The organism is Streptomyces sp. NPDC087859, assembly GCF_044742595.1.
Classification (GTDB): Bacteria; Actinomycetota; Actinomycetes; order Streptomycetales; family Streptomycetaceae; genus Streptomyces; species Streptomyces canus_F.
The window spans coordinates 83,966-107,894 of record NZ_JBIUUU010000001.1 but is presented as its reverse complement, the minus strand read 5'-3'; the positions used below and the strand labels follow the sequence as shown (position 1 = coordinate 107,894).

At 71.0% G+C, this 23,929-nt stretch carries 24 protein-coding genes; 18 read left to right on the top strand and 6 right to left on the bottom strand.

Features of this window, described 5'->3' with window-relative positions; translation table 11 throughout:
• Position 1 precedes the first annotated feature (1 nt).
• The 4 genes from ACIOHP_RS00495 (at position 2) to ACIOHP_RS00480 (ending at position 4,141) form a co-directional block, all read left to right on the top strand.
• A complete protein-coding gene (locus tag ACIOHP_RS00495) occupies positions 2-925 on the top strand; it encodes an ABC transporter permease (protein WP_361542682.1) in 924 nt (307 codons plus the stop codon).
• On the top strand, positions 918-1,895 hold the full coding sequence (locus tag ACIOHP_RS00490) for an ABC transporter permease (RefSeq protein WP_361542679.1): 978 nt from the start codon (positions 918-920) through the stop codon (positions 1,893-1,895). Before ACIOHP_RS00495 ends, ACIOHP_RS00490 begins: the two co-directional genes overlap by 8 nt.
• A gap of 226 nt (positions 1,896-2,121) precedes the next feature.
• Entirely contained in the window at positions 2,122-3,096 is a 975-nt protein-coding gene (locus ACIOHP_RS00485) for an ABC transporter ATP-binding protein (protein ID WP_384171538.1), read from the top strand.
• Entirely contained in the window at positions 3,089-4,141 is a 1,053-nt protein-coding gene (locus ACIOHP_RS00480) for a dipeptide ABC transporter ATP-binding protein (protein WP_361542673.1), read from the top strand. Before ACIOHP_RS00485 ends, ACIOHP_RS00480 begins: the two co-directional genes overlap by 8 nt.
• Positions 4,142-4,269: 128 nt before the next feature.
• On the opposite strand, the gene ACIOHP_RS00475 is transcribed toward ACIOHP_RS00480, so the two are convergent.
• Positions 4,270-6,387: a prolyl oligopeptidase family serine peptidase gene (locus tag ACIOHP_RS00475; protein WP_401881934.1), complete on the bottom strand. Its 2,118-nt coding sequence runs from the start codon at positions 6,385-6,387 to the stop codon at positions 4,270-4,272.
• 176 nt (positions 6,388-6,563) lie between these two features.
• On the opposite strand from ACIOHP_RS00475, the gene ACIOHP_RS00470 reads away from it, so the two are divergent.
• The 8 genes from ACIOHP_RS00470 to ACIOHP_RS00435 all read left to right on the top strand — a co-directional run bounded on the left by ACIOHP_RS00470 (position 6,564) and on the right by ACIOHP_RS00435 (position 14,367).
• A complete protein-coding gene (locus tag ACIOHP_RS00470; RefSeq protein WP_266888429.1) occupies positions 6,564-6,758 on the top strand; it encodes a hypothetical protein in 195 nt (64 codons plus the stop codon).
• A gap of 19 nt (positions 6,759-6,777) precedes the next feature.
• Positions 6,778-7,638, top strand: a complete 861-nt coding sequence (gene mshB / locus ACIOHP_RS00465; RefSeq protein WP_361542667.1) for an N-acetyl-1-D-myo-inositol-2-amino-2-deoxy-alpha-D-glucopyranoside deacetylase — start codon at positions 6,778-6,780, stop codon at positions 7,636-7,638.
• Positions 7,635-8,045, top strand: a complete 411-nt coding sequence (locus ACIOHP_RS00460; RefSeq protein WP_361542664.1) for a DUF6113 family protein — start codon at positions 7,635-7,637, stop codon at positions 8,043-8,045. The genes mshB and ACIOHP_RS00460 overlap by 4 nt, the downstream gene beginning before the upstream one ends.
• Before the next feature lie 250 nt (positions 8,046-8,295).
• Positions 8,296-10,779, top strand: coding sequence for a hypothetical protein (locus ACIOHP_RS00455; RefSeq protein WP_401881929.1), 2,484 nt, complete (start codon positions 8,296-8,298; stop codon positions 10,777-10,779).
• A gap of 138 nt (positions 10,780-10,917) precedes the next feature.
• Positions 10,918-11,823, top strand: a complete 906-nt coding sequence (locus ACIOHP_RS00450; protein ID WP_401881927.1) for an ABC transporter ATP-binding protein — start codon at positions 10,918-10,920, stop codon at positions 11,821-11,823.
• Complete coding sequence (locus tag ACIOHP_RS00445; protein ID WP_401881924.1) at positions 11,820-12,560, top strand: ABC transporter permease; 741 nt, start codon at positions 11,820-11,822, stop codon at positions 12,558-12,560. Before ACIOHP_RS00450 ends, ACIOHP_RS00445 begins: the two co-directional genes overlap by 4 nt.
• A 5-nt stretch (positions 12,561-12,565) precedes the next feature.
• A complete protein-coding gene (locus ACIOHP_RS00440) occupies positions 12,566-13,756 on the top strand; it encodes a sensor histidine kinase (protein ID WP_401883081.1) in 1,191 nt (396 codons plus the stop codon).
• On the top strand, positions 13,753-14,367 hold the full coding sequence (locus ACIOHP_RS00435) for a response regulator (RefSeq protein ID WP_401881921.1): 615 nt from the start codon (positions 13,753-13,755) through the stop codon (positions 14,365-14,367). Before ACIOHP_RS00440 ends, ACIOHP_RS00435 begins: the two co-directional genes overlap by 4 nt.
• A gap of 85 nt (positions 14,368-14,452) precedes the next feature.
• Here the strand turns inward: ACIOHP_RS00435 and ACIOHP_RS00430 are convergent, their stop codons facing one another.
• Positions 14,453-15,304 (bottom strand): tetratricopeptide repeat protein, encoded by an 852-nt coding sequence (locus ACIOHP_RS00430; protein WP_401881918.1) that lies wholly within the window; start codon positions 15,302-15,304, stop codon positions 14,453-14,455.
• Positions 15,305-15,321: 17 nt separating this feature from the next.
• The gene (locus tag ACIOHP_RS00425) at positions 15,322-16,350 is read right to left on the bottom strand and encodes a GNAT family N-acetyltransferase (RefSeq protein WP_401881915.1); all 1,029 of its coding nucleotides are present in this window, start codon (positions 16,348-16,350) and stop codon (positions 15,322-15,324) included.
• A 140-nt stretch (positions 16,351-16,490) separates the two neighbouring features.
• Here ACIOHP_RS00425 and fdxA point away from each other — a divergent pair, with 140 nt between their 5' ends.
• A complete protein-coding gene (gene fdxA / locus ACIOHP_RS00420; RefSeq protein WP_006346810.1) occupies positions 16,491-16,811 on the top strand; it encodes a ferredoxin in 321 nt (106 codons plus the stop codon).
• A gap of 116 nt (positions 16,812-16,927) precedes the next feature.
• Complete coding sequence (locus tag ACIOHP_RS00415) at positions 16,928-18,022, top strand: bifunctional succinyldiaminopimelate transaminase/glutamate-prephenate aminotransferase (protein ID WP_361542643.1); 1,095 nt, start codon at positions 16,928-16,930, stop codon at positions 18,020-18,022.
• Between the two features lie 67 nt (positions 18,023-18,089).
• Here ACIOHP_RS00415 and ACIOHP_RS00410 read toward each other — a convergent pair whose 3' ends face one another.
• Together ACIOHP_RS00410 and ACIOHP_RS00405 are read right to left on the bottom strand one after the other, a co-directional pair.
• Positions 18,090-18,536 (bottom strand): ATP-binding protein, encoded by a 447-nt coding sequence (locus tag ACIOHP_RS00410; RefSeq protein ID WP_351689528.1) that lies wholly within the window; start codon positions 18,534-18,536, stop codon positions 18,090-18,092.
• A gap of 310 nt (positions 18,537-18,846) precedes the next feature.
• Positions 18,847-19,809, bottom strand: a complete 963-nt coding sequence (locus tag ACIOHP_RS00405; RefSeq protein ID WP_401881911.1) for a heavy metal transporter — start codon at positions 19,807-19,809, stop codon at positions 18,847-18,849.
• A gap of 84 nt (positions 19,810-19,893) precedes the next feature.
• On the opposite strand from ACIOHP_RS00405, the gene dapE reads away from it, so the two are divergent.
• Positions 19,894-20,973, top strand: a complete 1,080-nt coding sequence (gene dapE, locus ACIOHP_RS00400) for a succinyl-diaminopimelate desuccinylase (RefSeq protein ID WP_361542637.1) — start codon at positions 19,894-19,896, stop codon at positions 20,971-20,973.
• 98 nt (positions 20,974-21,071) lie between these two features.
• Entirely contained in the window at positions 21,072-21,830 is a 759-nt protein-coding gene (locus tag ACIOHP_RS00395; protein WP_361542634.1) for a TIGR00730 family Rossman fold protein, read from the top strand.
• Between the two features lie 141 nt (positions 21,831-21,971).
• Here the strand turns inward: ACIOHP_RS00395 and folP are convergent, their stop codons facing one another.
• Positions 21,972-22,832, bottom strand: a complete 861-nt coding sequence (gene folP / locus ACIOHP_RS00390; protein ID WP_327719231.1) for a dihydropteroate synthase — start codon at positions 22,830-22,832, stop codon at positions 21,972-21,974.
• A gap of 148 nt (positions 22,833-22,980) precedes the next feature.
• On the opposite strand from folP, the gene ACIOHP_RS00385 reads away from it, so the two are divergent.
• Positions 22,981-23,349: a DivIVA domain-containing protein gene (locus ACIOHP_RS00385; protein WP_401883079.1), complete on the top strand. Its 369-nt coding sequence runs from the start codon at positions 22,981-22,983 to the stop codon at positions 23,347-23,349.
• Positions 23,346-23,927 carry a DNA-3-methyladenine glycosylase I gene (locus ACIOHP_RS00380; protein ID WP_401881907.1) on the top strand — a complete coding sequence of 194 codons (582 nt, stop codon included), beginning with the start codon at positions 23,346-23,348 and terminating at the stop codon, positions 23,925-23,927. The genes ACIOHP_RS00385 and ACIOHP_RS00380 overlap by 4 nt, the downstream gene beginning before the upstream one ends.
• Positions 23,928-23,929 lie beyond the last annotated feature (2 nt).

The following is a 23,929-nucleotide window of genomic DNA, read 5'->3' as shown; positions in this document are numbered from 1 at the left end:
CATGGGACGCTACGTCGTCCGGCGTCTGCTCCAGATGATCCCGGTGTTCATCGGCGCCACCCTCCTGATCTTCCTCATGGTCAACGTGATGGGCGACCCCATCGCGGGCCTGTGCGGCGACCGGCAGTGCGACCCCGCCACGGCCGCCCAGCTGGAGAAGGAGTTCGGCCTCGACAAGCCGGTCTGGCAGCAGTACCTGACCTACATGGGGAACGTCTTCACCGGCGACTTCGGCACCGCGTTCAACGGGCAGGAGGTCACCGAGCTGATGGCGACGGCGTTCCCCGTGACGATCCGTCTGACGATCGTCGCGATCCTCTTCGAGATCGTCATCGGCATCACGCTGGGTGTCGTCACGGGCCTGCGCCGGGGCCGGCCCGTCGACACCTCGGTCCTGATGCTCACGCTCGTCGTGATCTCCGTCCCGACGTTCGTCACCGGTCTGCTGCTCCAGCTCCTGCTCGGCGTCGAGTGGGGCTGGATCAAACCGTCGGTGTCGACGGACGCCACGTTCGGCGAGCTGATCGTGCCGGGACTCGTTCTCGCGTCCGTCTCCCTCGCCTATGTGACCCGGCTGACCCGTACCTCCATCGCGGAGAACAAGCAGTCCGACTACGTCCGTACGGCGGTGGCCAAGGGGCTGCCCCGCAGGAGGGTCGTCATCCGCCACCTGCTGCGCAACTCGCTGATCCCCGTCGTCACCTTCATCGGCACCGACATCGGCGCCCTGATGGGCGGGGCGATCGTCACCGAGCGCATCTTCAACATCCACGGCGTCGGCTACCAGCTCTACCAGGGCATCCTCCGGCAGAACACCCAGACCGTCGTCGGTTTCGTGACGGTGCTCGTCCTGGTGTTCCTGATCGCCAACCTGCTGGTCGACCTCCTCTACGCCGTACTCGACCCGAGGATCCGCTATGCCTGAGCAGCCGTACGACGACGGAGCGATCGCCCCGACCGGCATGGGCGGCACGATGGACCTCGCGACGGCGGAAGGGGAGACCCTGGAGGAGACACCCGACGGTCCCCAGGGAACGGGCCCGGCGGGCAAACCCCGCTCGCTCTGGTCCGACGCCTGGCGCGACCTGCGCCGCAACCCCGTCTTCATCATCTCGGGCCTGGTGATCCTCTTCCTGGTCGTCATCTCGATCTGGCCGTCCCTGATCGCCTCCGGCAACCCCCTCAAGTGCGACCTGGCCAAGGCGCAGGAGGGCTCACAGCCCGGACACCCCTTCGGCTTCGACGGTCAGGGCTGCGACGTCTACACCCGCACGGTGTACGGCGCCCGTACGTCCGTCACGGTCGGCGTCTGCGCCACGCTGGGGGTCGCGATCCTCGGCTCGGTCCTGGGTGGGCTGGCCGGCTTCTTCGCCGGGTTCTCGGACTCGATCCTGTCCCGCATCACCGACGTCTTCTTCGCGATCCCGGTGGTCCTCGGCGGCCTGGTCCTGCTGTCCGTGGTGACCAGCAACACGATCTGGCCGGTCATCGGCTTCATGGTGCTGCTCGGCTGGCCACAGATCTCCCGGATCGCCCGGGGCTCGGTCATCACGGCGAAACAGAACGACTACGTCCAGGCCGCGAAGGCCCTGGGTGCCTCCAGCTCCCGCCAGTTGCTGCGCCACATCGCGCCCAACGCAGTGGCCCCGGTCATCGTCGTGGCGACCATCGCGCTCGGCACCTTCATCTCCCTGGAGGCGACCCTGTCCTACCTCGGTGTGGGCCTGAAGCCCCCGACCGTCAGCTGGGGCATCGACATCTCCGCGGCCTCCGCCTACATCCGCCAGGCCCCCCACATGCTCCTCTGGCCGGCCGGCGCCCTCGCCCTCACCGTCCTCGCGTTCATCATGCTCGGCGACGCGGTCCGCGACGCCCTCGACCCGAAGCTGAGGTGACGGCGTCATGGTGCGAGCAACACCGGGTGCCCGAGTCCATCCCGCCCGGCGACGCGGTCCGCGAACGCCCTCGACCCGAAGGGACGGTGGGCGCCCGGCCCGTGCCGGGGTCCGCCCCGGCCGGTCGGGCCGTTCCACCGCCGGGACGGTCACCGAATCGGCGTTCGCCGTCCGCCAGGACCTGGTGTGCGACGCCCTCGACCCGAAGCTGAGGTGAGTCGGCGTCATGCTGCTCGAAGTGCGTGATCTGCAGGTGGAGTTCCGGACGCGGGACGGGGTCGCCAAGGCCGTCAACGGGGTCGACTACTCGGTGGACGCGGGCGAGACGCTCGCCGTGCTCGGCGAGTCGGGGTCCGGCAAGTCGGTGACGGCGCAGGCGGTGATGGGGATCCTCGACATGCCGCCCGGGCGGATCACCGGCGGCGAGATCCTCTTCCAGGGCAAGGACCTGCTGAAGCTGAAGGAGGAGGAGCGGCGCAAGGTCCGCGGCGCCGAGATGGCGATGATCTTCCAGGACGCGCTGTCCTCGCTGAACCCGGTCCTGAGCGTCGGCGACCAGCTCGGCGAGATGTTCGTCGTCCACCGGGGCATGTCGCGGAAGGATGCGCGGACCAGGTCGATCGAGCTGATGGACCGCGTCCGCATCCCGGGGGCGAGGGAGCGGGTCAAGCAGTACCCGCACCAGTTCTCCGGCGGTATGCGCCAGCGCATCATGATCGCGATGGCGATGGCCCTGGAGCCCGCCCTGATCATCGCCGACGAACCGACGACCGCGCTGGACGTGACGGTCCAGGCCCAGGTGATGGACCTGCTCGCGGAGTTGCAGCGCGAGCTCAACATGGGGCTCATCCTCATCACCCACGACCTCGGCGTGGTCGCGGACGTCGCCGACCGGATCGCGGTGATGTACGCGGGCCGGATCGTCGAGTCGGCGCCCGTCCACGACATCTACAAGGCGCCGGCCCACCCCTACACCAGGGGTCTGCTCGACTCCATCCCGCGCCTGGACCAGAAGGGCCAGGAGCTCTACGCCATCAAGGGTCTGCCCCCCAACCTCATGAACATCCCGCCGGGCTGCGCCTTCAACCCCCGCTGTCCCATGGCCCAGGACGTGTGCCGGACCGACGTACCCCCGCTGTACGACGTCTCCGAAGACCGCACGAGTGCCTGCCACTTCTGGAGGGAGTGCCTGAATGGCTGAGCCGATTCTGGAGGTCAGCGGGCTGGTCAAGCACTATCCGCTCACCACGGGCATCCTCTTCAAGAAGCAGGTCGGCGCGGTGAAGGCCGTGGACGGCGTCGACTTCGCCCTCGCCCGCGGTGAAACCCTGGGCATCGTGGGCGAGTCGGGCTGCGGCAAGTCCACGGTCGCCAAGATGCTGGTCAACCTGGAACGGCCGACCGCCGGCACGATCAAGTACAAGGGCGAGGACCTCGCCAAGCTCTCCGGCAAGGCCCTCAAGTCGGTGCGCCGCAACATCCAGATGGTGTTCCAGGACCCGTACACCTCCCTCAACCCCCGTATGACGGTGGGCGACATCATCGGGGAGCCGTACGAGATCCACCCGGAGGTGGCGCCCAAGGGGGACCGCAGGAAGAAGGTCCAGGACCTCCTGGACGTGGTCGGCCTGAACCCGGAGTACATCAACCGCTACCCCCACCAGTTCTCCGGCGGCCAGCGCCAGCGCATCGGCATCGCCCGCGGGCTGGCGCTCCGCCCGGAGGTGATCGTCGCGGACGAGCCGGTCTCGGCGCTCGACGTCTCCGTCCAGGCCCAGGTCATCAACCTGATGGACCAGCTGCAGAACGAGTTCGACCTCTCGTACGTCTTCATCGCCCACGACCTGTCGATCGTCCGCCACATCTCGGACCGCGTGGGCGTGATGTACCTGGGCCGCATCGTGGAGATCGGCAAGGACGCGGAGATCTACGACCACCCCACGCATCCCTACACCCAGGCCCTGCTCTCCGCGGTCCCGGTCCCCGACCCCGAGGCGCGGGAACACCGGGAACGCATCATCCTGTCCGGAGACGTCCCCTCCCCGACCAAGATCCCCTCCGGCTGCCGCTTCCGCACCCGCTGCTGGAAGGCCCGGGAACGCTGCGCCCTGGAGGTACCGGCCCTGGCGGTCCCGAGCGAGTTCCGCCTTCTCCCGGGCCCGGCGGCCCATGACTCGGCCTGCCATTTCGCGGAGGAGAAGCAGGTGGTGCCGCCGGACGAGCCACACAGCAACGGACCGGGGTGACATGGCGCACCCCGGTCCGTTTACGGCACCCGCACGGCCGTACGTTCTTTAGACTGGCCCGTCCGTATATCGGGATCGGGTCGGCCAAGTTGCCTGTGTGTTAACGCAGTTCGTGCGTGTTTGTGCGGTTACGGCAGCCCCAACGACCGCTTCAGGAAGTCGACCTGGAGCAGGAGCAGGTTCTCCGCGACCTGTTCCTGCGGGGTCATGTGGGTCACCCCGGACAGGGGCAGAACCTCGTGCGGACGACCGGCCGAGAGCAGGGCCGAGGACAGACGCAGGGTGTGGGCCGCGACGACGTTGTCGTCCGCCAGGCCGTGGACGATCATCAGGGGCCGGTGCGGCTCGGCGGGGGAGGAGAGGCCCTCGTCGGTCAGCAGGGAGCTCCTGGCGTACGACTCCGGTGACGCCGTCGGATCGCCCAGGTACCGCTCCGTGTAGTGCGTGTCGTACAGCCGCCAGTCCGTCACCGGCGCCCCCGCGATCCCGGCGTGGAAGACATCGGGGCGGCGCAGCACCGCGAGTCCCGCCAGCCAGCCGCCGTAGGACCAGCCCCGGATCGCCACCCGGGAGAGGTCGAGCGGATACGACTTCGCCAGTGCCTCCAGCGCCTCGACCTGGTCGTCCAGGGACACCGTGAGGTCGTGGTGGATCGCCTTCTCCCAGGCCGGCGAGCGACCGGGCGTACCCCGGCCGTCCGCGACGACCACCGCGAAACCCTGGTCGGCGAACCACTGCGAGGTGAGGTGCGCGTTGTGGGCGGCCAGGACGCGGGGACCGTGCGGACCACCGTAGGGATCCATCAAAACCGGCAACGGGGTCGCACCGTCGTGATCTTGAGGCAGCAGCACGGCGCATGGGATCCGCCGTGCGCCCCCCTCGGTGAGGATCATGCGCGGGGACATACCGGGATCTTCGGCGTACGACGTGACAGTCGACGTCTGCTTGCCGTCCCGCAGCACCTGCGCCCGCGACCCGGCCCGCCCCGGCGTCGCCGACACCAGCACCGTCACGCCCCCGGCGCGCACCGCCGAGTGCACACCCGGCTCCTGCGAGACGCGCTCCATGCCGAGTTCGTTCACCCGGTACACATGCACCTCGCCGGTCTCCGGCGCGGCCGCGCGCTCCCCGGCCGACGCCGAGATCAGCACGTCGTCGTCGGAGACGTCCAGCACCGCACGGACGTGCAACTGCGGCCCGGTCAGCGGGCGTTCGCCCACCGCGAGGACCCGGGCGCCCCCCTCGTCCGCGATCCGGACGAGCCGCCCGGAAGGGCTCCAGCAGGGCACTCCCGGGAAAAGATCAAGCCAAGTTGGATCTTCGTCGGCATGCACCATCCGCGTCGTCCCCGACCCTGGGTCCACGGCCAGGAACAGCTGGCTGCGCTGGTCCCGGGCCTGCACCAGCAACAGCGGAGCGCCCGCCGCTGACCAGTGCACATGCGCCAGATACGGGTAGCGCTTCCGGTCCCAGGACACCTCCGTGCGCGCCCCGTCGAGGCCGATCACGAAGAGCCGGACCTCCGCGTTCGCGGTACCCGCCGCCGGGTACGCGACGTGCTGTGGATCACGTTCGGGACGGGCCGGGTCGGAGATCCACCAGCGCCGTACGGGAGTGTCGTCCGCGCGCGCGACCAGCAGCAGGTCCGACTCCGGCGACCACCAGAACCCCCGCGACCGCCCCATCTCCTCGGCCGCGATGAACTCCGCGAGCCCGTAGGTGACGTGTTCCGACTCCGGCTCGGCCAGCGCCCGGTCCCCCTCGCCCTCGGCGCCCGTGACGCGCAGGGCGCCCTGTGTGACGTAGGCGACGAACCGGCCGTCGGGGGAGGGGCGCGGGTCGATCACCGGCCCCGGGACGGGGAGTTCACGTGCCGTGCCGGCCCGTAGCTCCGCTGCGAAGAGCCGTCCTGACAAGGCGAAAGAGGCCAACTCGACCGCCGTGTCGGTGGCGTAGCCGACGATTCCCGCCCCGCCCTCACGGCTGCGCTCGCGCCGCGCCCGCTCCTGCGAGGAGAGGTCCTCCGAGGCCCCGCCCAGCAGGGCGCGCGGGTCGGCCGCCACGCGCTCCCCGCCGTCCGCGGGGTCGAGCACCCACAGCGAACTCGCCCGGTCCGTACCGGAGGACGAGCGCAGGAACACGACACGGGAACCGTCGGGAGCCACCGCGAACGCGCGTGGCGCGCCGAGCGTGAACCGCTGGGTCCGGGCATGCCGGCGGGGGAAGGAGTCGGACGTCGTCGTCATGCTCCGACCATATTGGCCATGCGCCCCCTTGTGCGGCAGTGCGCCGACGGATGCGCGCGCACGGATAGTTATGATCACTAGCGCATAGTGGGTATGAACCTGCTGGCGCCTGTATGGATTTATCTGCCCCCCTGGTCCGACCCCCGCGCTTCTGGGATCTTTGGAGGTGAGCCGCCGTGGCACTTTCGATTTCGGCGGTGGTGCTGCTGGCGATCATCGTCTTCCTGCTGGTCAAGAAGTCAGGGCTGAAGGCCGGACATGCGGTGGTCTGCATGTTGCTCGGCTTCTACCTGGCCTCGTCGACCATGGCGCCGACGATCAGCGAGCTGACGACGAACATCGCGGGGATGATCGGCAGCATCAAGTTCTGACGCCTTTAGGGTGGGGTCCATGACGGAACCACCCGCCCGGCGTCTGCTGCTGGTGCACGCGCACCCGGACGACGAGTCGATCAACAACGGCGCGACGATGGCTCGCTATGCCGCCGAGGGTGCCCTCGTGACCCTGGTCACCTGCACACTCGGCGAGCGCGGCGAGGTCATCCCGGCCGAGCTCCAGCACCTCACCGGCACCGCCCTCGGCGAGTACCGGCTGGGCGAGCTCTCCGCCGCGATGCGTGAACTCGGCGTCCAGGACTTCCGTCTGCTCGGCGGCCCCGGCCGCTACCTGGACTCCGGGATGATGGGCCTCGCCGACAACGACGACCCCGCCTGCTTCTGGCGGGCGGACGTCGACGAGGCCGCCGCCCGGCTGGTCGAGGTGATCCTGGAGGTACGCCCCCAGGTGCTCGTCACCTACGACGAGAACGGCGGCTACGGCCACCCCGACCACATCCAGGCCCACCGCGTCGCCATGCGCGCCGCCGACCTGGCCGCCGAAGCGGGCTGGACGATCCCCAAGATCTACTGGAACCGCGTACCGCGCTCGGTCGGCGAGCAGGCCTTCGAGCGGCTGGCCGAGGTGCTGCCGGGGCTTCCCTTCGACAAGCCGGGCGTCCTCGACGACGTCCCCGGTGTCGTGGCCGACGAGCGGATCACCACCGAGATCGACGGTACCGCGTACGCCGCCGCCAAGGCCGCCGCGATGGCCGCGCACGCCACCCAGGTCACCGTCGCCGAGCCGTACTTCGTGCTGTCCAACGACCTCGCGCAGCCCGTCTTCACCACCGAGTACTACGAGTTGGTACGGGGCGAAAGGGCACTCGGAGCGCGCGAGACCGATCTTTTCGCCGGTACGGAGGCGACCTCATGAACGAGCCCGGATCCCTGCTCGCCCAGCCCCTGAAGGTGCCCCCCGCCGGGCGGGCGCTGGTGTTCGCCGGTCTCTTCGTGCTCGGCGCGGTCATCGGCGCCGCCGGGTCGCTGGTACAGGCCGGCTGGTTCCCGGGCGGGCTGCTGCTCGCGCTCGCCGGTGAGGCCGGACTCTGTCTGGGCGGCGCGCGTGCCGTCGGCAGCCGGGGCGGGGCCGTCGCGCCCGCCGCCGGCTGGATGCTCGCCGTCATCCTGCTCACCGCGAGCCGGCCGGAAGGGGATTTCCTCTTCGGCGCGGGCACCGGCTCGTATCTTTTTCTGCTCGGCGGCATGGCCACAGCTGTGATCTGCGCCACGCTTGGGCAGAGGCGGCAACCGGGCGGCGATGCCGTCCGACTTGGCAAGTGACGTACCACTTCGCCGCGACTGGGACGTGCGAGTCCCGTGTGGGTTTCCCCAGCGGTCGTGGGATACGCGCCAGAAGTGGCCAGTATGGTGGTGCGCGCCGCCGAGCCGCCCGCGCAGTTGAGGTCGACACGGCCGGTGGAGCCAACCGGGAGAACCTGCCTTGAGTCGTGAAACTGACAGTCCGTCCTCCGGGCCCAACGGGCGCGGCGGAGCCGCCTACCCTTCGGGCACGCCGCCTTACGGGACCCCCATGGCTTCCGACGACGGTACGGACGCGGTCCGTTCGGGCACGCAGTCCGAGGACCGCAAGACCGAGACCACGCTGACGACCCGGATCCGGATCAACATCCCCGGGTCGCGGCCCATCCCGCCGGTCGTCGTGCGCACACCGGTCGCGGATGCCGAGCCCACCGCGCCCGCCGCGGCCGAGGCTCCGACATCGGGGGCCCCCACGGGGGGCGTCGCGCCTCCGGCCGAGCCCGCGCCGCCCGCCGAGGAGAAGGCGAGCAACTGGTTCGCGCCGCGCAAGTCCGGCCCGCCCAAGGGCGGTCAGGGCGGCGGTGCGACCAACGGGGCGGGTGCGCCCGGTGGTTCGGGCGCGGCGCCCGCCGGTTCCGGTGCCGCTTCCGGCGGTGCGCGTCCCGGTCCCGCTGCCGGACGCCCCGGTGGTGTGGTCGGCGCCATGAGCGTGCCGGGAGGTTCCCGTCCCGTCGGCGGTACGAACGGTGCGGGGCTCCCCGGTGCGACCGGCGGCCCCGTGGCGCCCGGGCACGGCGGCGGCACCGGCTCCTTCGACGTGACCGAGGCGCTGGCCAACGGCTCCCGTCCGGGTGGCGAGCCGCGGCGCGACGATCTGCCGTACTTCGCGGAGAACGGCGACGGTACGCAGAACGGTCAGAACGGGCATGGCGGACAGGGTGGTTACGGAGCCCAGGGCGGCCCGGCCGGCGCGAACGGCTACGGTCCCTCGGACGACTTCAACAGCTCGACGGGCTCGCACAGCCTCGACGGCCTGAACGACTTCAACAGCTCCACCGGCTCGCACCGCTTCGACGCCTCCAACGACTTCAACGGCCCGAACGACTTCGCCGGCCCGAACGGCCGTGGCGGCCCCCAGGGGCCCGCGGGCCCGACAGGCGGCCCGGTCACCGGTGACGGTCCGGTCGTCCCGCCGGTCAGCGGCGGTCCTGGTGGGCCCGGCGGCCCTGGTGGCCCGGGCGCATACGGCGGCCCCGGAGCTCCGGGCGGCCCTGGCGGTCACCGTCGGCCTGGTGGACCTGGTGGACCTGGCGCTTCCGGCGGACCGGCTGGTCCCGGCGGTCCCGGCATCCCGGGTGCCCCTGGCGGCCCCGGCGGTCAGCAGCGGCACGGCGCTCCGGGCGGGCCCGGCGGTCCCGGTGCCCCGGGCGGCTTCGGCGGCCCCGGCGCTCCCGGCGGAATGACCGGCCTCGCGGGGCCGGGTGCGGGCACCCTCCCCGGTGCCGGTCCCCACGGCGGTCCCGGCGGACCAGGTCGTGCGCCCGGCGGCGGTCTCAGCGACGACACCGCGATCCTCACCCCGCAGAAGCCGGCCCCCGAACCGGGAACCCCCGGCTACGGCACCCCCGGCGCCCCGCCGGACAACGTCTCCGGGCACACCGTCACCAGCGGTATCCCGGTCGTGCCGCCCGGCACCCAGACCGCCCCGTTCGGGCCGGGCGCCCCGTCCGACGGGCCGATGCAGCACACGGCGCCGAGGCTCCCCGAGCCGGTGGCGCAGAACGTGCCCGCCTCGTCGAAGAAGGCCAAGAAGAAGGGCCGCAACAAGCTGGTCCTGGTCGGCACCGGGGTGTTCGTCATCGTGGCCGGTGCCTACGGCGCCGGGCTGCTGATGAACCGATCCGACGTGCCCAAGGGCACCACGGTGCTCGGCGTCGACATCGGCGGCGGCACCCGCGACGACGCCGTCAAGAAGCTCGACGCGGAGTTCGGCGACCGGGTGAACAAGCCGCTGAAGCTGTCGGTCGGCGGCAAGACCGTGGAGCTCAAGCCGGACCAGGCGGGCCTCCAGTTCGACGAGACGGCCACGGTCGCCGTGGCGGCGCAGAGCGACTACAACCCGATGTCCGTCATCGGCTCCCTCTTCGGCAACCACCGGGTCGTCGAGCCGAACATGCCGGTGGACGAGGAGAAGCTGACCGCCGCCCTGAAGGACGCGGGCGGCAACTCCGGCTCGGTGACCGAGGGCACGATCAAGTTCACCCCCGCCGGCAAGGCGGTCGCCGTGTACGGCAAGGCGGGCAAGGGCATCGACGTCGCCAAGTCGACCACCGCGGTGGAGGAGGCGTACCGCACCCAGGTGGAGACCGGCAGCGTCGGCGCGGTGCCGGTCGCGACGACCACCCAGCAGCCGTCGATCACGAACGCCGAGGTCGACCGGATGATGAAGGCGTTCGCGAAGCCCGCGATGTCCGAGGTCGTCACCATCACGGGCGGTTCGACGCCGATCCAGTTCGGCGCGGTGTCCCTGCCGAAGATCCTTGGGGTCAAGGCTGTCGACGGCAAGCTCGTCGAGACGTACGACCTGGAGGCGCTGAAGGAGGCGTACGGCTCCGTCTTCGACGGCGTGAAGGTCAAGACCGCGACCGGTGAGCGGGACGTCCTGCCGCAGGATGTCGTCTCCGTGCTGCGCAAGGTGCTGCTCGGCAAGACGACGGCGGAGCGCACCGGGGCGATCGACACGAACCCCAGCTAGCGGTCCTCGCACCCACGAAGGGGCACCCGGCACGCGCCGGGTGCCCCTTCGTCGTGGACGTCGTATGACATCTGTCATCCGGCAGTCGGGATCGCCGACACTGCCGGGCGAGGGGTCCGGAGCGCCACTCTGGATCACATGACAACGACGGCGGTCGAATTCGACCAGGTGCGCAAGGCGTACGGCGAGGTCCGGGCCGTGGACGGGCTGACGCTGGCTCTGTATCCGGGGGAGACCGTGGCCCTGCTGGGCCCCAACGGCGCCGGTAAGTCGACCACGCTCGATCTGCTGCTCGGACTCAGGAACCCCGACAGCGGCAGCGTGCGGCTCTTCGGTGGCGGAGCGCGTGAGGCGATCGTCGCCGGGCGGGTCGGCGCGATGCTGCAGAGCGGCGGGCTGATGGACGAGGTGACGGTCGCCGAGCTGGTGCGGCTCGCCTGTGATCTGCACCCGAGGCCCTACCGCCCCTCCGACGTCCTGGCCCGCGCCGGGATCGCCCAGCTCGCCGACCGCAAGGTCGACAAGCTCTCCGGCGGCCAGGCCCAGCGTGTCCGCTTCGCCCTCGCGACCGCCGGCGACAGCGACCTGATCGTCCTCGACGAGCCCACCACCGGCATGGACGTCACCACCCGCCAGGGGTTCTGGGCCACCATGCGCGAACAGGCCGACCAGGGGCGGACCGTCCTGTTCGCCACCCACTACCTGGAGGAGGCCGACGCGATCGCCGACCGCGTGCTGGTCCTGCACCGCGGCCGGCTCCTCGCGGACGGCACCGCGGCCGAGATCAAGGCGAAGGCGGGCGTCCGGCGGATCTCCTTCGACCTGGAGGCCCCGGTCGACGAGACCGCCCTGCGAGGCCTCCCCTTCCTGACCACCCTCACCGTCTCGGGTCCCACCGTCCGCATCCAGTCCACCGACGCCGACGCCACCGTCCACGCCCTCTACGGCCTCGGCGTCTACCCCCGCAACGTCGAGGTCGCCGGACTCGGCCTGGAGCAGGCGTTCGTCGCCATCACCGAGGCCGAGGAGGCCCGTACGTCATGAACAGTCTGATCAGGCTGGAACTGGCCCGCGCCCTGCGCAACCGCAAGTTCCTGTTCTTCTCGGTGATCTACCCCTCGATCCTGTTCCTGCTCATCGGCGGCAGCGCCGACGGCACGTCCAAGGTCGACGGGACGGGCCTGACCCTGCCGACCTACATGATGGTCTCGATGGCCTCCTTCGGCGCCCTCACCGCCGTCCTGATGGGCAACAGCGAGCGCATCGCCAAGGAGCGGGAGACCGGCTGGGTGCGGCAGCTGCGGCTGACCCCGCTGCCGGGCCGGGGCTATGTCCTCGCGAAGACCGCGAGCGCCGCGGTCGTCAGCCTGCCGTCCATCGTCGTGGTCTTCGCCGTCGCCGCGGCCGTGAAGGACGTACGGCTGGACGCCTGGCAGTGGCTCGCCCTCACCGGCGCGATCTGGGCCGGCAGCCTCGTCTTCGCCGCGCTCGGCGTGGCCATCGGCTACCTCGCGAGCGGGGACGCGGTCCGGCCGATCACGATGATCACCTACTTCGGACTGTCCATCCTCGGCGGCCTGTGGATGCCGACGACGACCTTCCCGGGCTGGCTGCAGGACATCGCCGAGTGGGTGCCCACGCACGCGTACGCTGCCCTGGGACAGGCGATCGAGCAGAGCCAGGCCCCGCACGCCAAGGACATCGCCGTCCTCGCCGTCTTCTTCGCCCTGTTCACCGGCGGTGCGGCCTGGCTGTACCGGAAGGACACGCTGAAGGCGTGAGGACGATGACCGACGACGGGCTGCCCGCGGAGCTCCGGGCGGAGAACTCGATCCGGGTGGGCCAGGCGCCCCGCAACCGGGCGGACGCGGTGCGCAAGCTCGTCTGGATACTGCCCTGGCTGATCTTCCTCGGCTCACCGGTGCGGGACCTGAACTCTGGCGACCACTCGACGGCCGCGACCGCGGCCGGCTGGGTGGCCCTGGCCTCCTTCACCGGCGTCTATCTGACCCTGGTCTTCCGGAACATGGGCCGGCCGTTCTCCGGACCGGCGGTCGGCGCCCTGGTCGCCCTGCTCGGCACGCTCGCGGTGGTCCTGTGCCTCAGCCTCGGCAGCGCCTGGATCGGTCTGTTCGTGTACGTCTCCGTCACGTGCGGCGCCACTCTGCCGCAGCGGATCGCGTACTGGGCGGTCGGGATCAACACCCTGGCGATGGTCCTGGTCGGCCTGCACGTGGGCTCGGACGACTGGAGCCTCATCCTGGTGGTGCTGCTCCTGGGCTTCGCGATGATGGGCGTGAAGCAACTGGTGCGGACGACCGTGGAGTTGCGAAAGGCCCGCGCGACGGTGGCCCAACTGGCAGCGAACGAGGAGCGGTTGCGCCTGGCCAGAGACCTGCACGACCTCCTCGGCCACTCGCTCTCGCTGATCACCCTCAAGAGCGAGCTCGCGGGCCGGATGCTCCCCGACCACCCCGGCAAGGCGGCCCGGCAGGTCGCCGACATCGAACAGGTCAGCCGCCAGGCCCTGGTCGACGTCCGCGCCGCCGTCTCCGGCTACCGGCGAGCCCGGCTGTCCGACGAACTCGCCGGCGCACAGGTCGCCCTGACCGCGGCCGACGTCACCGCGGAGGTGCCCGCCGAACCCGGCCTCGACGGCGTCCCCGAGGAGAGCGAGACCGCCCTCGCCTGGGCGCTGCGCGAGGCGGTCACCAACGTCGTACGGCACAGCGGCGCGACCCGCTGCACGATCGACGTCCTGCGGCGCCAGACCCTCGACGGGCCGGTGCTGGAACTCTCCGTCGAGGACAACGGCTCGGGAGGCTCGGGCAAGGGCCCCGGCAACGGTCTGACGGGCCTGACCGAACGCCTGGAGAAGGCGGGCGGCACCCTGGAGGCGGGCCGTACGAAGCATGGATTCCGCCTGGTCGCCCGGGTCCCCGCCGGCACGTCGGCGCCCGTAGGATCCGGCGCATGAGCCCTACGATCAAGGTCCTCCTCGCCGAGGACCAGTCGATGGTCCGCGAGGCACTCGCCGCCCTCCTCGGTCTGGAGGACGACATCGAGGTCGTCGCCCAGGTGGCCCGCGGCGACGAGGTGCTGGACGCGGTCCGTGCCCACGACGTCGACGTGGCCCTCCTGGACATCGAGATGCCGGGCGCCACGGGCATCGAGGCGGCGGCCCGGGTCCACAGGGAACTCCCGGCGGTCAAGCTGGTCGTCCTCACCACCTTCGGCCGCCCCGGCTACCTCCGCAGCGCGATGGAGGCCGGCGCCGACGCGTTCCTCGTCAAGGACGCCCCCGCGGCCCAACTCGCGGAAGCGGTACGCAAGGTCCTGGCGGGGGAGCGGGTCATCGACCCGACACTGGCGGCAGCGGCTCTGGCGGACGGCGCGAACCCGCTGACCGACCGCGAGCGTGAGGTCCTGAAGGCGGCGGAGGATGGCTCGACGAACGCCGAGTTGGCGACCAAGCTCCACCTGTCCCAGGGAACGGTCCGCAACTACCTCTCGACGGCGATCCAGAAGCTGGCGGTGAGGAACAGGGCGGAAGCAGCCCGGCTGGCAAGAGAGAAAGGCTGGCTGTAACCCACCCCAGGGGCGCGGGGAACTGCGCGACCAGCCACAACGAACCCGAAGCCGCCGAACAACGCGAACCCCTGTGGCGATGGGGCTAATTCAACATCGCCCGAGCCGCCAGAGCCTGCCCTCGAACCCTCTCCGCCGCCCCTTCGTCCACGGCCCCCACCACCTCGGCGTACGCATCCAACTCCGTGGCCCCGCCCAGGAAGTCCCCCCGCTGCACCAACAACTGCGCCCGCTCATACCGCAACCGAGCCGGATGCGAAGGCAACAGCAGCCCCAACTCCACCGCCCACAACGCCACATCCGACCGCTCCGGCCGAGCCGCCGCCCACGCCCGCACGTTGTTGAGGATCCGCAGCACCACATCCAGCGGATCCGCCGGCACCAGCATGGACGGCTCCAACGGCGCCCCCGTCGCCCCCGCCACCAACAGCTCCGCGTCGGACCCGCTCAGCACCCGCCCCCCGTCGAACGGATCGGCGAGCACCTGCTCCTCCTCCGCCCCGAACCCGACGACGAAATGCCCCGGCAGCGCGACCCCGTACACATGAGCCCCGGCCCGCCGCGCGACCTCCATCCACACCACGGACAACAGGATGGGCAGCCCACGCCGCCGCCGAAGCACCTCATGAAGCAGCGAGGACTCCAGCCGCTGGTAGTCGCTGGGAGTGCCCCGGAATCCGAACCGCTCCCCGAGCAGCTCCCGCAGGGACACCGCCCAGGACCGCGGCCCGCCGGGCCGGAAGGGCAGCTGCCCCGCCAGCCGGTCCAGTTCGATCTGCGCCGCGTCCATGCCCGTCTCGTCCAGCGTCCCGTCCGCCTCCGCGCCCACCAGCAGGCACAGCAGCGACAGATCGGGCCGCTCGGACCGCACCTCTTCGGCGAACCGGCGGCGCAGTTCGGCGGAGCGTTCCGGGGGCGGGGGGTAGAGGGGACGCATAGCTGGCTCGTGCCCGGTCACGATGATCCGTACCGGCCGCCGTCGGGAACCGCCGGTTCCCGGTAGTGGTGGTACGCGTGATGCGCCGCGAAGCCCATCCCGGCGTACAGCGCCCGTGCACCCGTGTTGTCCGACTCGACCTGGAGCCATGCGGCGGACGCACCCTCGTCGAGCGCGCGCCGGGCCAGCGCGGCCATCACCGTGGTGGCGAGCCCCCGCCGCCGCTGTTCGGGATCCACCTCGACGGCGGAGAAGGAGGCCCACCGCCCGTCCACGACACACCGCCCGATGGCGGCCGGAGCCGCCCCGTCCGAGGAGCCCGGCACGGTCGCGAACCACACCGAAGGACCGCTCCCCAGCACCTTCAGCGCCACCTCGCTCACGCCCTTGCGCTGGTACCGGGCGAGCCAGGCCTCGTCCGCGTCGCGGGCCAGCAGAACCTCGTCCGCCTCGGCCCGGTCGGCGATCGGGGCCAGGGCGCCGATCCACAGCTCGGCGGTCACCTCGCGCGTCCATCCCCGCCGCTCCAGCTCCGCGCACAGCAGTTCCTGCGTGCCCTCGGCGCCGGTCGCGGTCTGGATGTACGCGGGCAGCCCGCGCTCGCCGTACCAGCGCCGTACCGCCTCCAGCGCCCCGTCCAGCGGTATCCCCGGGTCGCCGATCGGGAGCACCGAGTTCGCCCGCCGGGTGAACCCCGACGCGGCCCGCAGCTCCCACTCGCCGAGCCGCTCGCTCTCCACCGGCCGCCACGCGCGCGTGGAGACGTGCGCGAGTTCCTGGTAGGTGGCGGAGGGGCCGCGGCGGCGGGCCGGGGCGCTCGGCACGACCTTGCCCGCGACCAGCGAGGATTCCGCGATGTGGACGGTCTCGCCACCCTTTCGTGTGATCAGCAGCACACCGCCGTCCCATGATGCGAGAACACCCACCGTGTCGGTGAACTTCTCACCCGGAACCGCAGGATCGTTCATGCGGCGTACGGAGACCCGTTTACCCACGTCAGCAGCGGTGATACGGACCTCAAGGCGCCCTGTCGCAGAGATTTCCACAGGTCAGTTCACCCCTCCTGTTCGGATCATGCCCAAGAACGGAGATACTAGGGGCGGGCATCGACGACGCCGCGCTCCCGCGCGCCAGGCGGCAGGGCCTGAGGAGGCCCGCCAGCGCCCTATCGAGGAGGAACGACAGCGTGACCTACGTCATCGCGCAGCCTTGTGTCGACGTGAAGGACAAGGCGTGCATCGAAGAGTGCCCGGTCGACTGCATCTACGAGGGCTCCAGGTCCTTGTACATCCACCCGGACGAATGCGTCGACTGTGGTGCCTGTGAGCCGGTCTGCCCGGTCGAGGCGATCTTCTACGAGGACGACACTCCGGAGGAGTGGAAGGACTACTACAAGGCGAACGTCGAGTTCTTCGACGAGCTCGGCTCCCCCGGCGGTGCCAGCAAGCTGGGCCTGATCGAGCGCGACCACCCCTTCGTGGCCGGACTGCCGCCGCAGAACCAGTAAGAGCGGCCCGCACTCGCGCGCCGCCTCGGTCCCGTACGGCTCGATCACCTCTGATCGCTGTGCGGGACCGAGGCGTTTGCCGTACGAGTGCTGTACCAGAAAGTGAGCCAGACACCGTGTCCGCAGTCTCCGACCGTCTCCCCACCTTCCCCTGGGACAAGCTCGAGCCGTACAAGAAGACGGCTCTCGCGCACCCCGGCGGCATCGTCGACCTGTCCGTCGGCACCCCGGTCGACCCGGTTCCCGACCTGATCCAGAAGGCGCTCGTGGACGCGGCGGACTCGCCGGGCTATCCGACGGTGTGGGGCACGCCGGCGCTGCGTGACGCGATCACGGGCTGGGTGGAGCGTCGCCTGGGCGCCCGCGAGGTGACGCACAAGCACGTCCTGCCGATCGTCGGTTCCAAGGAACTGGTCGCCTGGCTCCCCACGCAGCTGGGCCTCGGCCCCGGCGACCGCGTCGCCCACCCGCGTCTGGCCTACCCGACGTACGAGGTGGGCGCCCGTCTGGCCCGCGCCGAGTACGAGGTCTACGACGACCCCACCGAGCTGGACCCCGAGGGCCTGAAGCTCCTGTGGCTCAACTCCCCGTCGAACCCGACGGGCAAGGTGCTGGGCAAGGAGGAACTCACCCGGATCGTGGCCTGGGCCCGCGAGCACGGGGTGCTCGTCTTCTCCGACGAGTGCTACCTGGAGCTCGGCTGGGACGCCGACCCGGTCTCGGTCCTGCACCCGGACGTCAACGGCGGCTCCTACGACGGCATCGTCGCGGTCCACTCCCTGTCGAAGCGCTCGAACCTGGCGGGCTACCGCGCCGCGTTCCTGGCCGGTGACCCGGCGGTCCTCGGCCCCCTCCTGGAGATCCGCAAGCACGGCGGCATGATGACGGCGGCGCCCACCCAGGCGGCGGTGGTGGCGGCCCTCGGCGACGACGAACACGTCCGCGTCCAGCGCGAGCGGTACGCGGCCCGTCGCACGGCCCTGCGCGGGGCCCTGGAGAGCCACGGCTTCCGCATCGAGCACAGTGAGGCCAGCCTCTACCTCTGGGCCACCCGGGGCGAGTCCTGCTGGACCACGGTCGCCCACCTGGCCGACCTGGGCATCCTCGTGGCCCCGGGCGACTTCTACGGCGAGGCGGGCGAGAAGTTCGTCCGCGTGGCCCTCACGGCGACGGACGAGCGGGTGCGGGCGGCCGTGGAGCGGCTCGCGTAAGCGACGCGCATACGACGATGGGGTCCAGGGAGACAACCCCGGACCCCATCGCCGTGTCAGCCGGACATCAGCCGAGCGGGAGGCTCTTCACCGGAAGGGACTCGGTCGGCAGGCCGCCCTTGGTCAGGGAGTCCGTCGGCAGACCGCCCTTCGTCGCGGTGGACGCCGTGTCACCCAGGATGTCCCCGGCGGAGCCCGCCGCGTCGCCCGCCGTCTGCTGAGCGGCCGGCGCCGCCTTCTTCGCGACCTTGCCACTGGTCTTGCCCGCGGTCGGAAGCGCCTTCTTGACCGCGTTTCCACCGGTGTTGCCCGCGATCCCGGTGGCGTTCTGCGCCGCTCCGTCGACGGTGTTGCCGACGCTCGCCCCGTCCAGGGCGGTCAGTCCGCCGAGGTTCGAGGTGGGCAGTTCGGCGGGGGCCGCACTGGCGGAGCCGGCCGCACCGACCCCGGCTGCCGCTCCCGCAGCGACGAGCAGCGCGGCACGGGCGATCCTGCGGGTCAGGGGGAGGGACATGATGCTCCTTTGACGGGAGAGAACGGGGAAGTGTTCGACCGTGTCCGGCAGTTGATCACCGGGCTCGGACGCAGTGACTACCGCTCGAAGCCCGCGAAGGTTGCGGCGCCCCAACGTAAAGAGTTGGCAATGCGTCGCATTATCGGCTGCGGATAAAAACGGTCAAAAGGTGTCCGGTCGGAAAGTGTGCCGAATCCTTACAGCCCTTTGTTCTCAAGGGTTTTCGCGAATACGAGGGTGACCGCGCGAAAACCTGCGCACACCGCCGTCCGTGACGGCCGTGCGTAACCCCTGCGGGTGATCATCCGTACTACTGACCAGTCAGGATCCGCACGGATCCCGCGCCCTTCGCCGCCCCGCCGGTTTCCTCCGACGACATCGCCCGCCACTCGCTCTGGGTGTTCCCGGCGGTCCACTCCCGCCCGGCGTACGTGACGCGCTGGATGTGCAGCGCGGAGGCGTTGGCCACCGCCCAGTGCGCGAGCTGCCAGCCGCGCTCCCGGCTGCCGCGGCCCTTGACCGTGCCGGTCACGGGCACGGTCACGGTCCGCCCGGACACCCTGGCCTCCGGAGCGGGCGTCGCCTCGGCGGCCCCCACCTCCTTGGCGGTGGTGTCCAGCGCGTCCCCGCCGAAGTCCCGTACAAGCGCCTCGCGCACCCCCTCCGGACCCGCGGCGAGGGTCGCCTCCGAGCGGCCGTCGCAGGTCAGCGTGGCCGCCGAGGACCCGGTGAGGGCGGCGGCGAGCACTGTCGCGTCCGGCTCGTGCTTGGCGTACGCCTCCGGGTAGCCGCTGCGCTGCACGCGCTGGGCGGCCTCGGTGAGCGGCAGCTTCGTGTAGCCGTCGACCTTGACCAGATGCTTGTAGAACTCCCCGGCCGCGTACGTCGGGTCCATGATCTGCTTCTCCGTGCCCCAGCCCTGCGAGGGCCGCTGCTGGAAGAGGCCGAGGGAGTCCCGGTCGCCATGGGTGATGTTGCGCAGGCCCGACTCCTGGAGCGCGGTCGCCAGCGCGATCGCCACCGCCCGCTCGGGCAGCCCGCGCCCGGTGCCGACAGCCGTGATCGTCGCCGCGTTCACCGCCTGCTCCGGCGTGAACTCGTAGGCCACCCCGTCGTCCCTGCCCGAGACGACCTCGCAGCCCGGGGTGTCCGTGCCCGCGGTGATGTACTGAACCACCAGATATCCGGCGACGGCACACAAAATCACGAAGGCCGCCAGACCACGGAGAAGGCGGCCACGACGACGCTGTTGAGGGCGGGACTGCGCTGGCATCCGTACAAGGTAGCGGAGGCCCCTGTGGTGTCCGAGCCTGGTGTGGACAGAGCGGGCCAAGCCCGGCGCGTTAGGGTCGACGCCATGGCCGATACCCCGCTTGACCTCACGCTGGACGCCGCGCAGCTCACCGCGCGGCTCGTCGACTTCCCCTCCGTCAGCGGCACCGAGAAGCCGCTCGCGGACGCGATCGAGACCGCGCTGCGCGCGCTGCCGCACCTGACGGTCGACCGGTACGGCAACAACGTCGTGGCCCGTACGAACCTGGGCCGCGCGGAGCGGGTGATCCTCGCCGGCCACATCGACACGGTCCCGATCGCGGACAACGTGCCCTCGCGCCTCGACGAGGACGGCTACCTGTGGGGCTGCGGCACCTGCGACATGAAGTCCGGGGTGGCGGTCCAGCTGCGTATCGCGGCGACGGTCCCGGCGCCCAACCGCGACCTCACCTTCGTCTTCTACGACAACGAGGAGATCGCCGCCGAGTTCAACGGCCTCAAGCACGTCTCCGAGGCCCACCCGGAGTGGCTGGCCGGCGACTTCGCCGTGCTGCTGGAGCCGACGAACGGCCAGGTCGAGGGCGGCTGCCAGGGCACGCTCCGGATGCTGCTCAAGTTCAAGGGGGAGCGGGCGCACTCCGCGCGCGCGTGGATGGGCTCGAACGCGATCCACGCCGCGGCGCCGGTGCTGGCGAAGCTGGCCGCGTACGAGCCGCGCAAGCCGATGGTGGACGGTCTGGAGTACCACGAGGGCCTCAACGCGGTCCGTGTCGAGGGCGGGGTGGCCACCAACGTCATCCCCGACGCCTGCACGGTCACCGTCAACTTCCGCTACGCGCCCGACCGCAGCGAGGAGGAGGCGGAGGCGTTCGTCCGTGCGTACTTCGCCGACTGCGGGGTGGACGAGTTCGTGGTGGACGACCACACGGGCGGTGCGCGCCCCGGCCTGAACCACCCGTCGGCCGCGGCCTTCGTGGAGGCCGTCGGCGGCGAGGTCCACCCCAAGTTCGGCTGGACGGACGTGGCCCGCTTCAGCGCGCTCGGCGTGCCCGCGGTGAACTACAGCCCGGGCAACCCCCTTCTGGCCCACAAGGTGGACGAGCGGGTCGAGGTGTCGCTGATTCCCGAGGCGGAGGAGCGGCTGAAGTCCTGGCTGACGGCGTGAAGTGAGCCTCGCGCCGGTCGGACATCCGCATGTCCCCCCTCTGTAACCCGCGTAGATCTACGCTGAGGTGGAAACACCCGCAAGTGGAGGGAGCGCACATGGCTACCGGCAACCCCGAGGGGAAGAAGCAGCCACCGTCGGAGCAGCGCCTGGGACCGGTCCTCCGAAGGCGGGGCCAGGTGACGGCGAGCACGACCGACCAGCGCCTCCTGGACGCGGGCGGCCCGTCCGACTGGGTCCACACCGACCCCTGGCGGGTCCTGCGCATCCAGTCGGAGTTCATCGAGGGCTTCGGCACGCTCGCCGAACTCCCGCCCGCGATCAGTGTGTTCGGGTCGGCGCGGACGGCGGCGGACTCACCGGAGTACGAGGCGGGCGTCCAGCTCGGACGGGGCCTGGTGGAGGCCGGATTCGCCGTCATCACCGGTGGCGGTCCCGGAGCCATGGAAGCGGCCAACAAGGGCGCCTGCGAGGCGAAGGGCATCTCCGTCGGTCTCGGCATCGAGCTCCCCTTCGAGCAGGGGCTCAACCCCTACGTCGACATCGGCCTCAACTTCCGGTACTTCTTCGTCCGCAAGATGATGTTCGTGAAGTACGCGCAGGGCTTCGTGGTCCTGCCCGGCGGCCTCGGCACCCTGGACGAGCTGTTCGAGGCCCTGACCCTCGTCCAGACCCAGAAGGTCACCCGCTTCCCGATCGTCCTCTTCGGCAGCGAGTACTGGGGCGGCCTCGTCGACTGGATCACCAACACCCTGGTCGCCCAGGGCAAGGCATCGGAAAAGGACCTGCTCCTCTTCCACGTGACGGACGACGTGGACGAGGCGGTGGCCCTGGTCTCGAAGGAGGCGGGCCGCTAGAAACCTCCCCGGACGCCGGACGGGCTGTGCGACTCAGCCCGTCCCGCGTTTGAGGACGAGCCCCTTCAGGGCCGAAGCGGGGGTCCGGGGGCGCAGCCCCCAGGGACGGGAAGGGTAGGGGCGGCGGGGGCGAAAAAAGTCCTACGCCAGCCCCCGCCGGGCGACCGCCGGCGGCCGGTGGCCCGCGATGGACGCCACCATGTCCAGCACCTGCCGGGTCTCCGCGACCTCATGCACGCGATACACCTGCGCCCCCAGCCACGCCGACACCGCGGTGGTCGCCAACGTCCCCACCACCCGCTCCTTCACCGGCTTGTCCAACGTCTCCCCGACGAAGTCCTTGTTGGACAGCGACACGAGCACGGGCCACCCACTGGACACCATCTCCCCCAACCGCCGCGTCGCCTCGAGACTGTGCCGCGTGTTCTTCCCGAAGTCGTGCCCCGGATCGATCAGCACCGACTCCCGAGGCACCCCCAGCGACACCGCCCGCTCGGCCAGCCCCAGCGTCACCCGCAGGATGTCGGCCATGACGTCGTCGTAGGAAACCCGATGCGGCCGCGTACGAGGCTCCGATTCCCCCGCATGCGTACACACCAGCCCCACCCCGTACCGCGCGGCGACCTCCGCGAGCCCCGGATCGACCCCACCCCACGCGTCGTTCAGCAGATCCGCCCCCGCCTCGCACACGGCCGCACCGACCGACGCCCGCCAGGTGTCCACGCTGATCACGACATCCGGGAACCGCCGCCGCACCTCCGCCACGAACCCGACCGTCCGCCGCGCCTCCTCCTCGGCGGAGACTTCCTCACCCGGCCCGGCCTTGACCCCGCCGATGTCGATGATCGCGGCACCCTCGGCCACCGCCTGCTCCACGCGCGCGAGGGCCGGTTCGTCACGGAAGGTCGCGCCCTGGTCGTAGAACGAGTCCGGGGTCCGGTTCACGATCGCCATGATCACCGGCTCGTGCTGCCCGAATTCCCGCCTGCCCAGCCTGAGCATCCGCTGTGACCTCTCGTAGTACGACCTGGGTACGGCCGCTTCCTCGGCCGCCTGCGACCCTAACTGTCAGACTCGCATGGCACGATCGGACTCTGACACATTCGACTCCGAGCACATTCACCGAGCGTGGAGACCCTCAGCGATGGTTATGTTCTTGTTCCTCGTCGTCGCGCTCGCCGTCGTGGTCGCCGCGGTGACGCTCGCCGTGGTGGGCGGCGGCGAGACAGGCCCCCTGCCCGAGGCCGCCCCGGAGCGGCTCCAGGACCCCCTCCCGCTGGAGCGCCCGGTCAACCGCGCCGACGTCGAGGCCCTCCGCTTCCCGCTCGCCGCCCGCGGCTACCGCATGGGCGACGTGGACGACGCCCTCAGCCGCCTCGGCGCCGAACTCGCCGAACGCGACGCCCGTATCGCGGACCTGGAGTCCGCCCTCGCCGGCGCCAAGGCCGTCACCCGCGGCGCGCCCGTCTCGCATGTGTCCATGGAGAAGCCCGCCGAGCGTCCGGGGGAGCAGCAGTGACCGACGGCGCCGCCCTCGCCGGCCCGGACGGCGCCCTGCGCTGCCCCTGGGCGCTGTCCACCGAGGACTACGTCGCGTACCACGACCAGGAGTGGGGCCGCCCGGTCCACGGCGACGACGCCCTGTACGAGCGCCTGAGCCTGGAGGCCTTCCAGTCCGGCCTCTCCTGGATCACGATCCTGCGCCGCCGGGAAGGTTTCCGCACCGCCTTCGCGGGCTTCGAGATCGCCAAGGTCGCCCTGTTCACGGACGCCGACCGGGACCGCCTTCTCACCGACGAGGGCATCATCCGCAACAGGGCCAAGATCGAGGCGACGCTCGCCAACGCACGCGTGCTGGCCGACTGGGCTCCGGGCGAACTCGACGACCTCATCTGGTCCCACGCCCCGAAGACACCGGGCCCGGCCCCCAAGGCGCTGGGGGACGTCCCGGCGATCACTCCCGAGTCGACGGCCCTCTCGAAGGCCCTGAAGAAGAAGGGCCTTCGCTTCGTCGGCCCGACCACGGCGTACGCGCTGATGCAGGCGTGCGGCCTGGTGGACGATCATCTGGCCACGTGCGTGGCCAGGCAGAGCTGAAG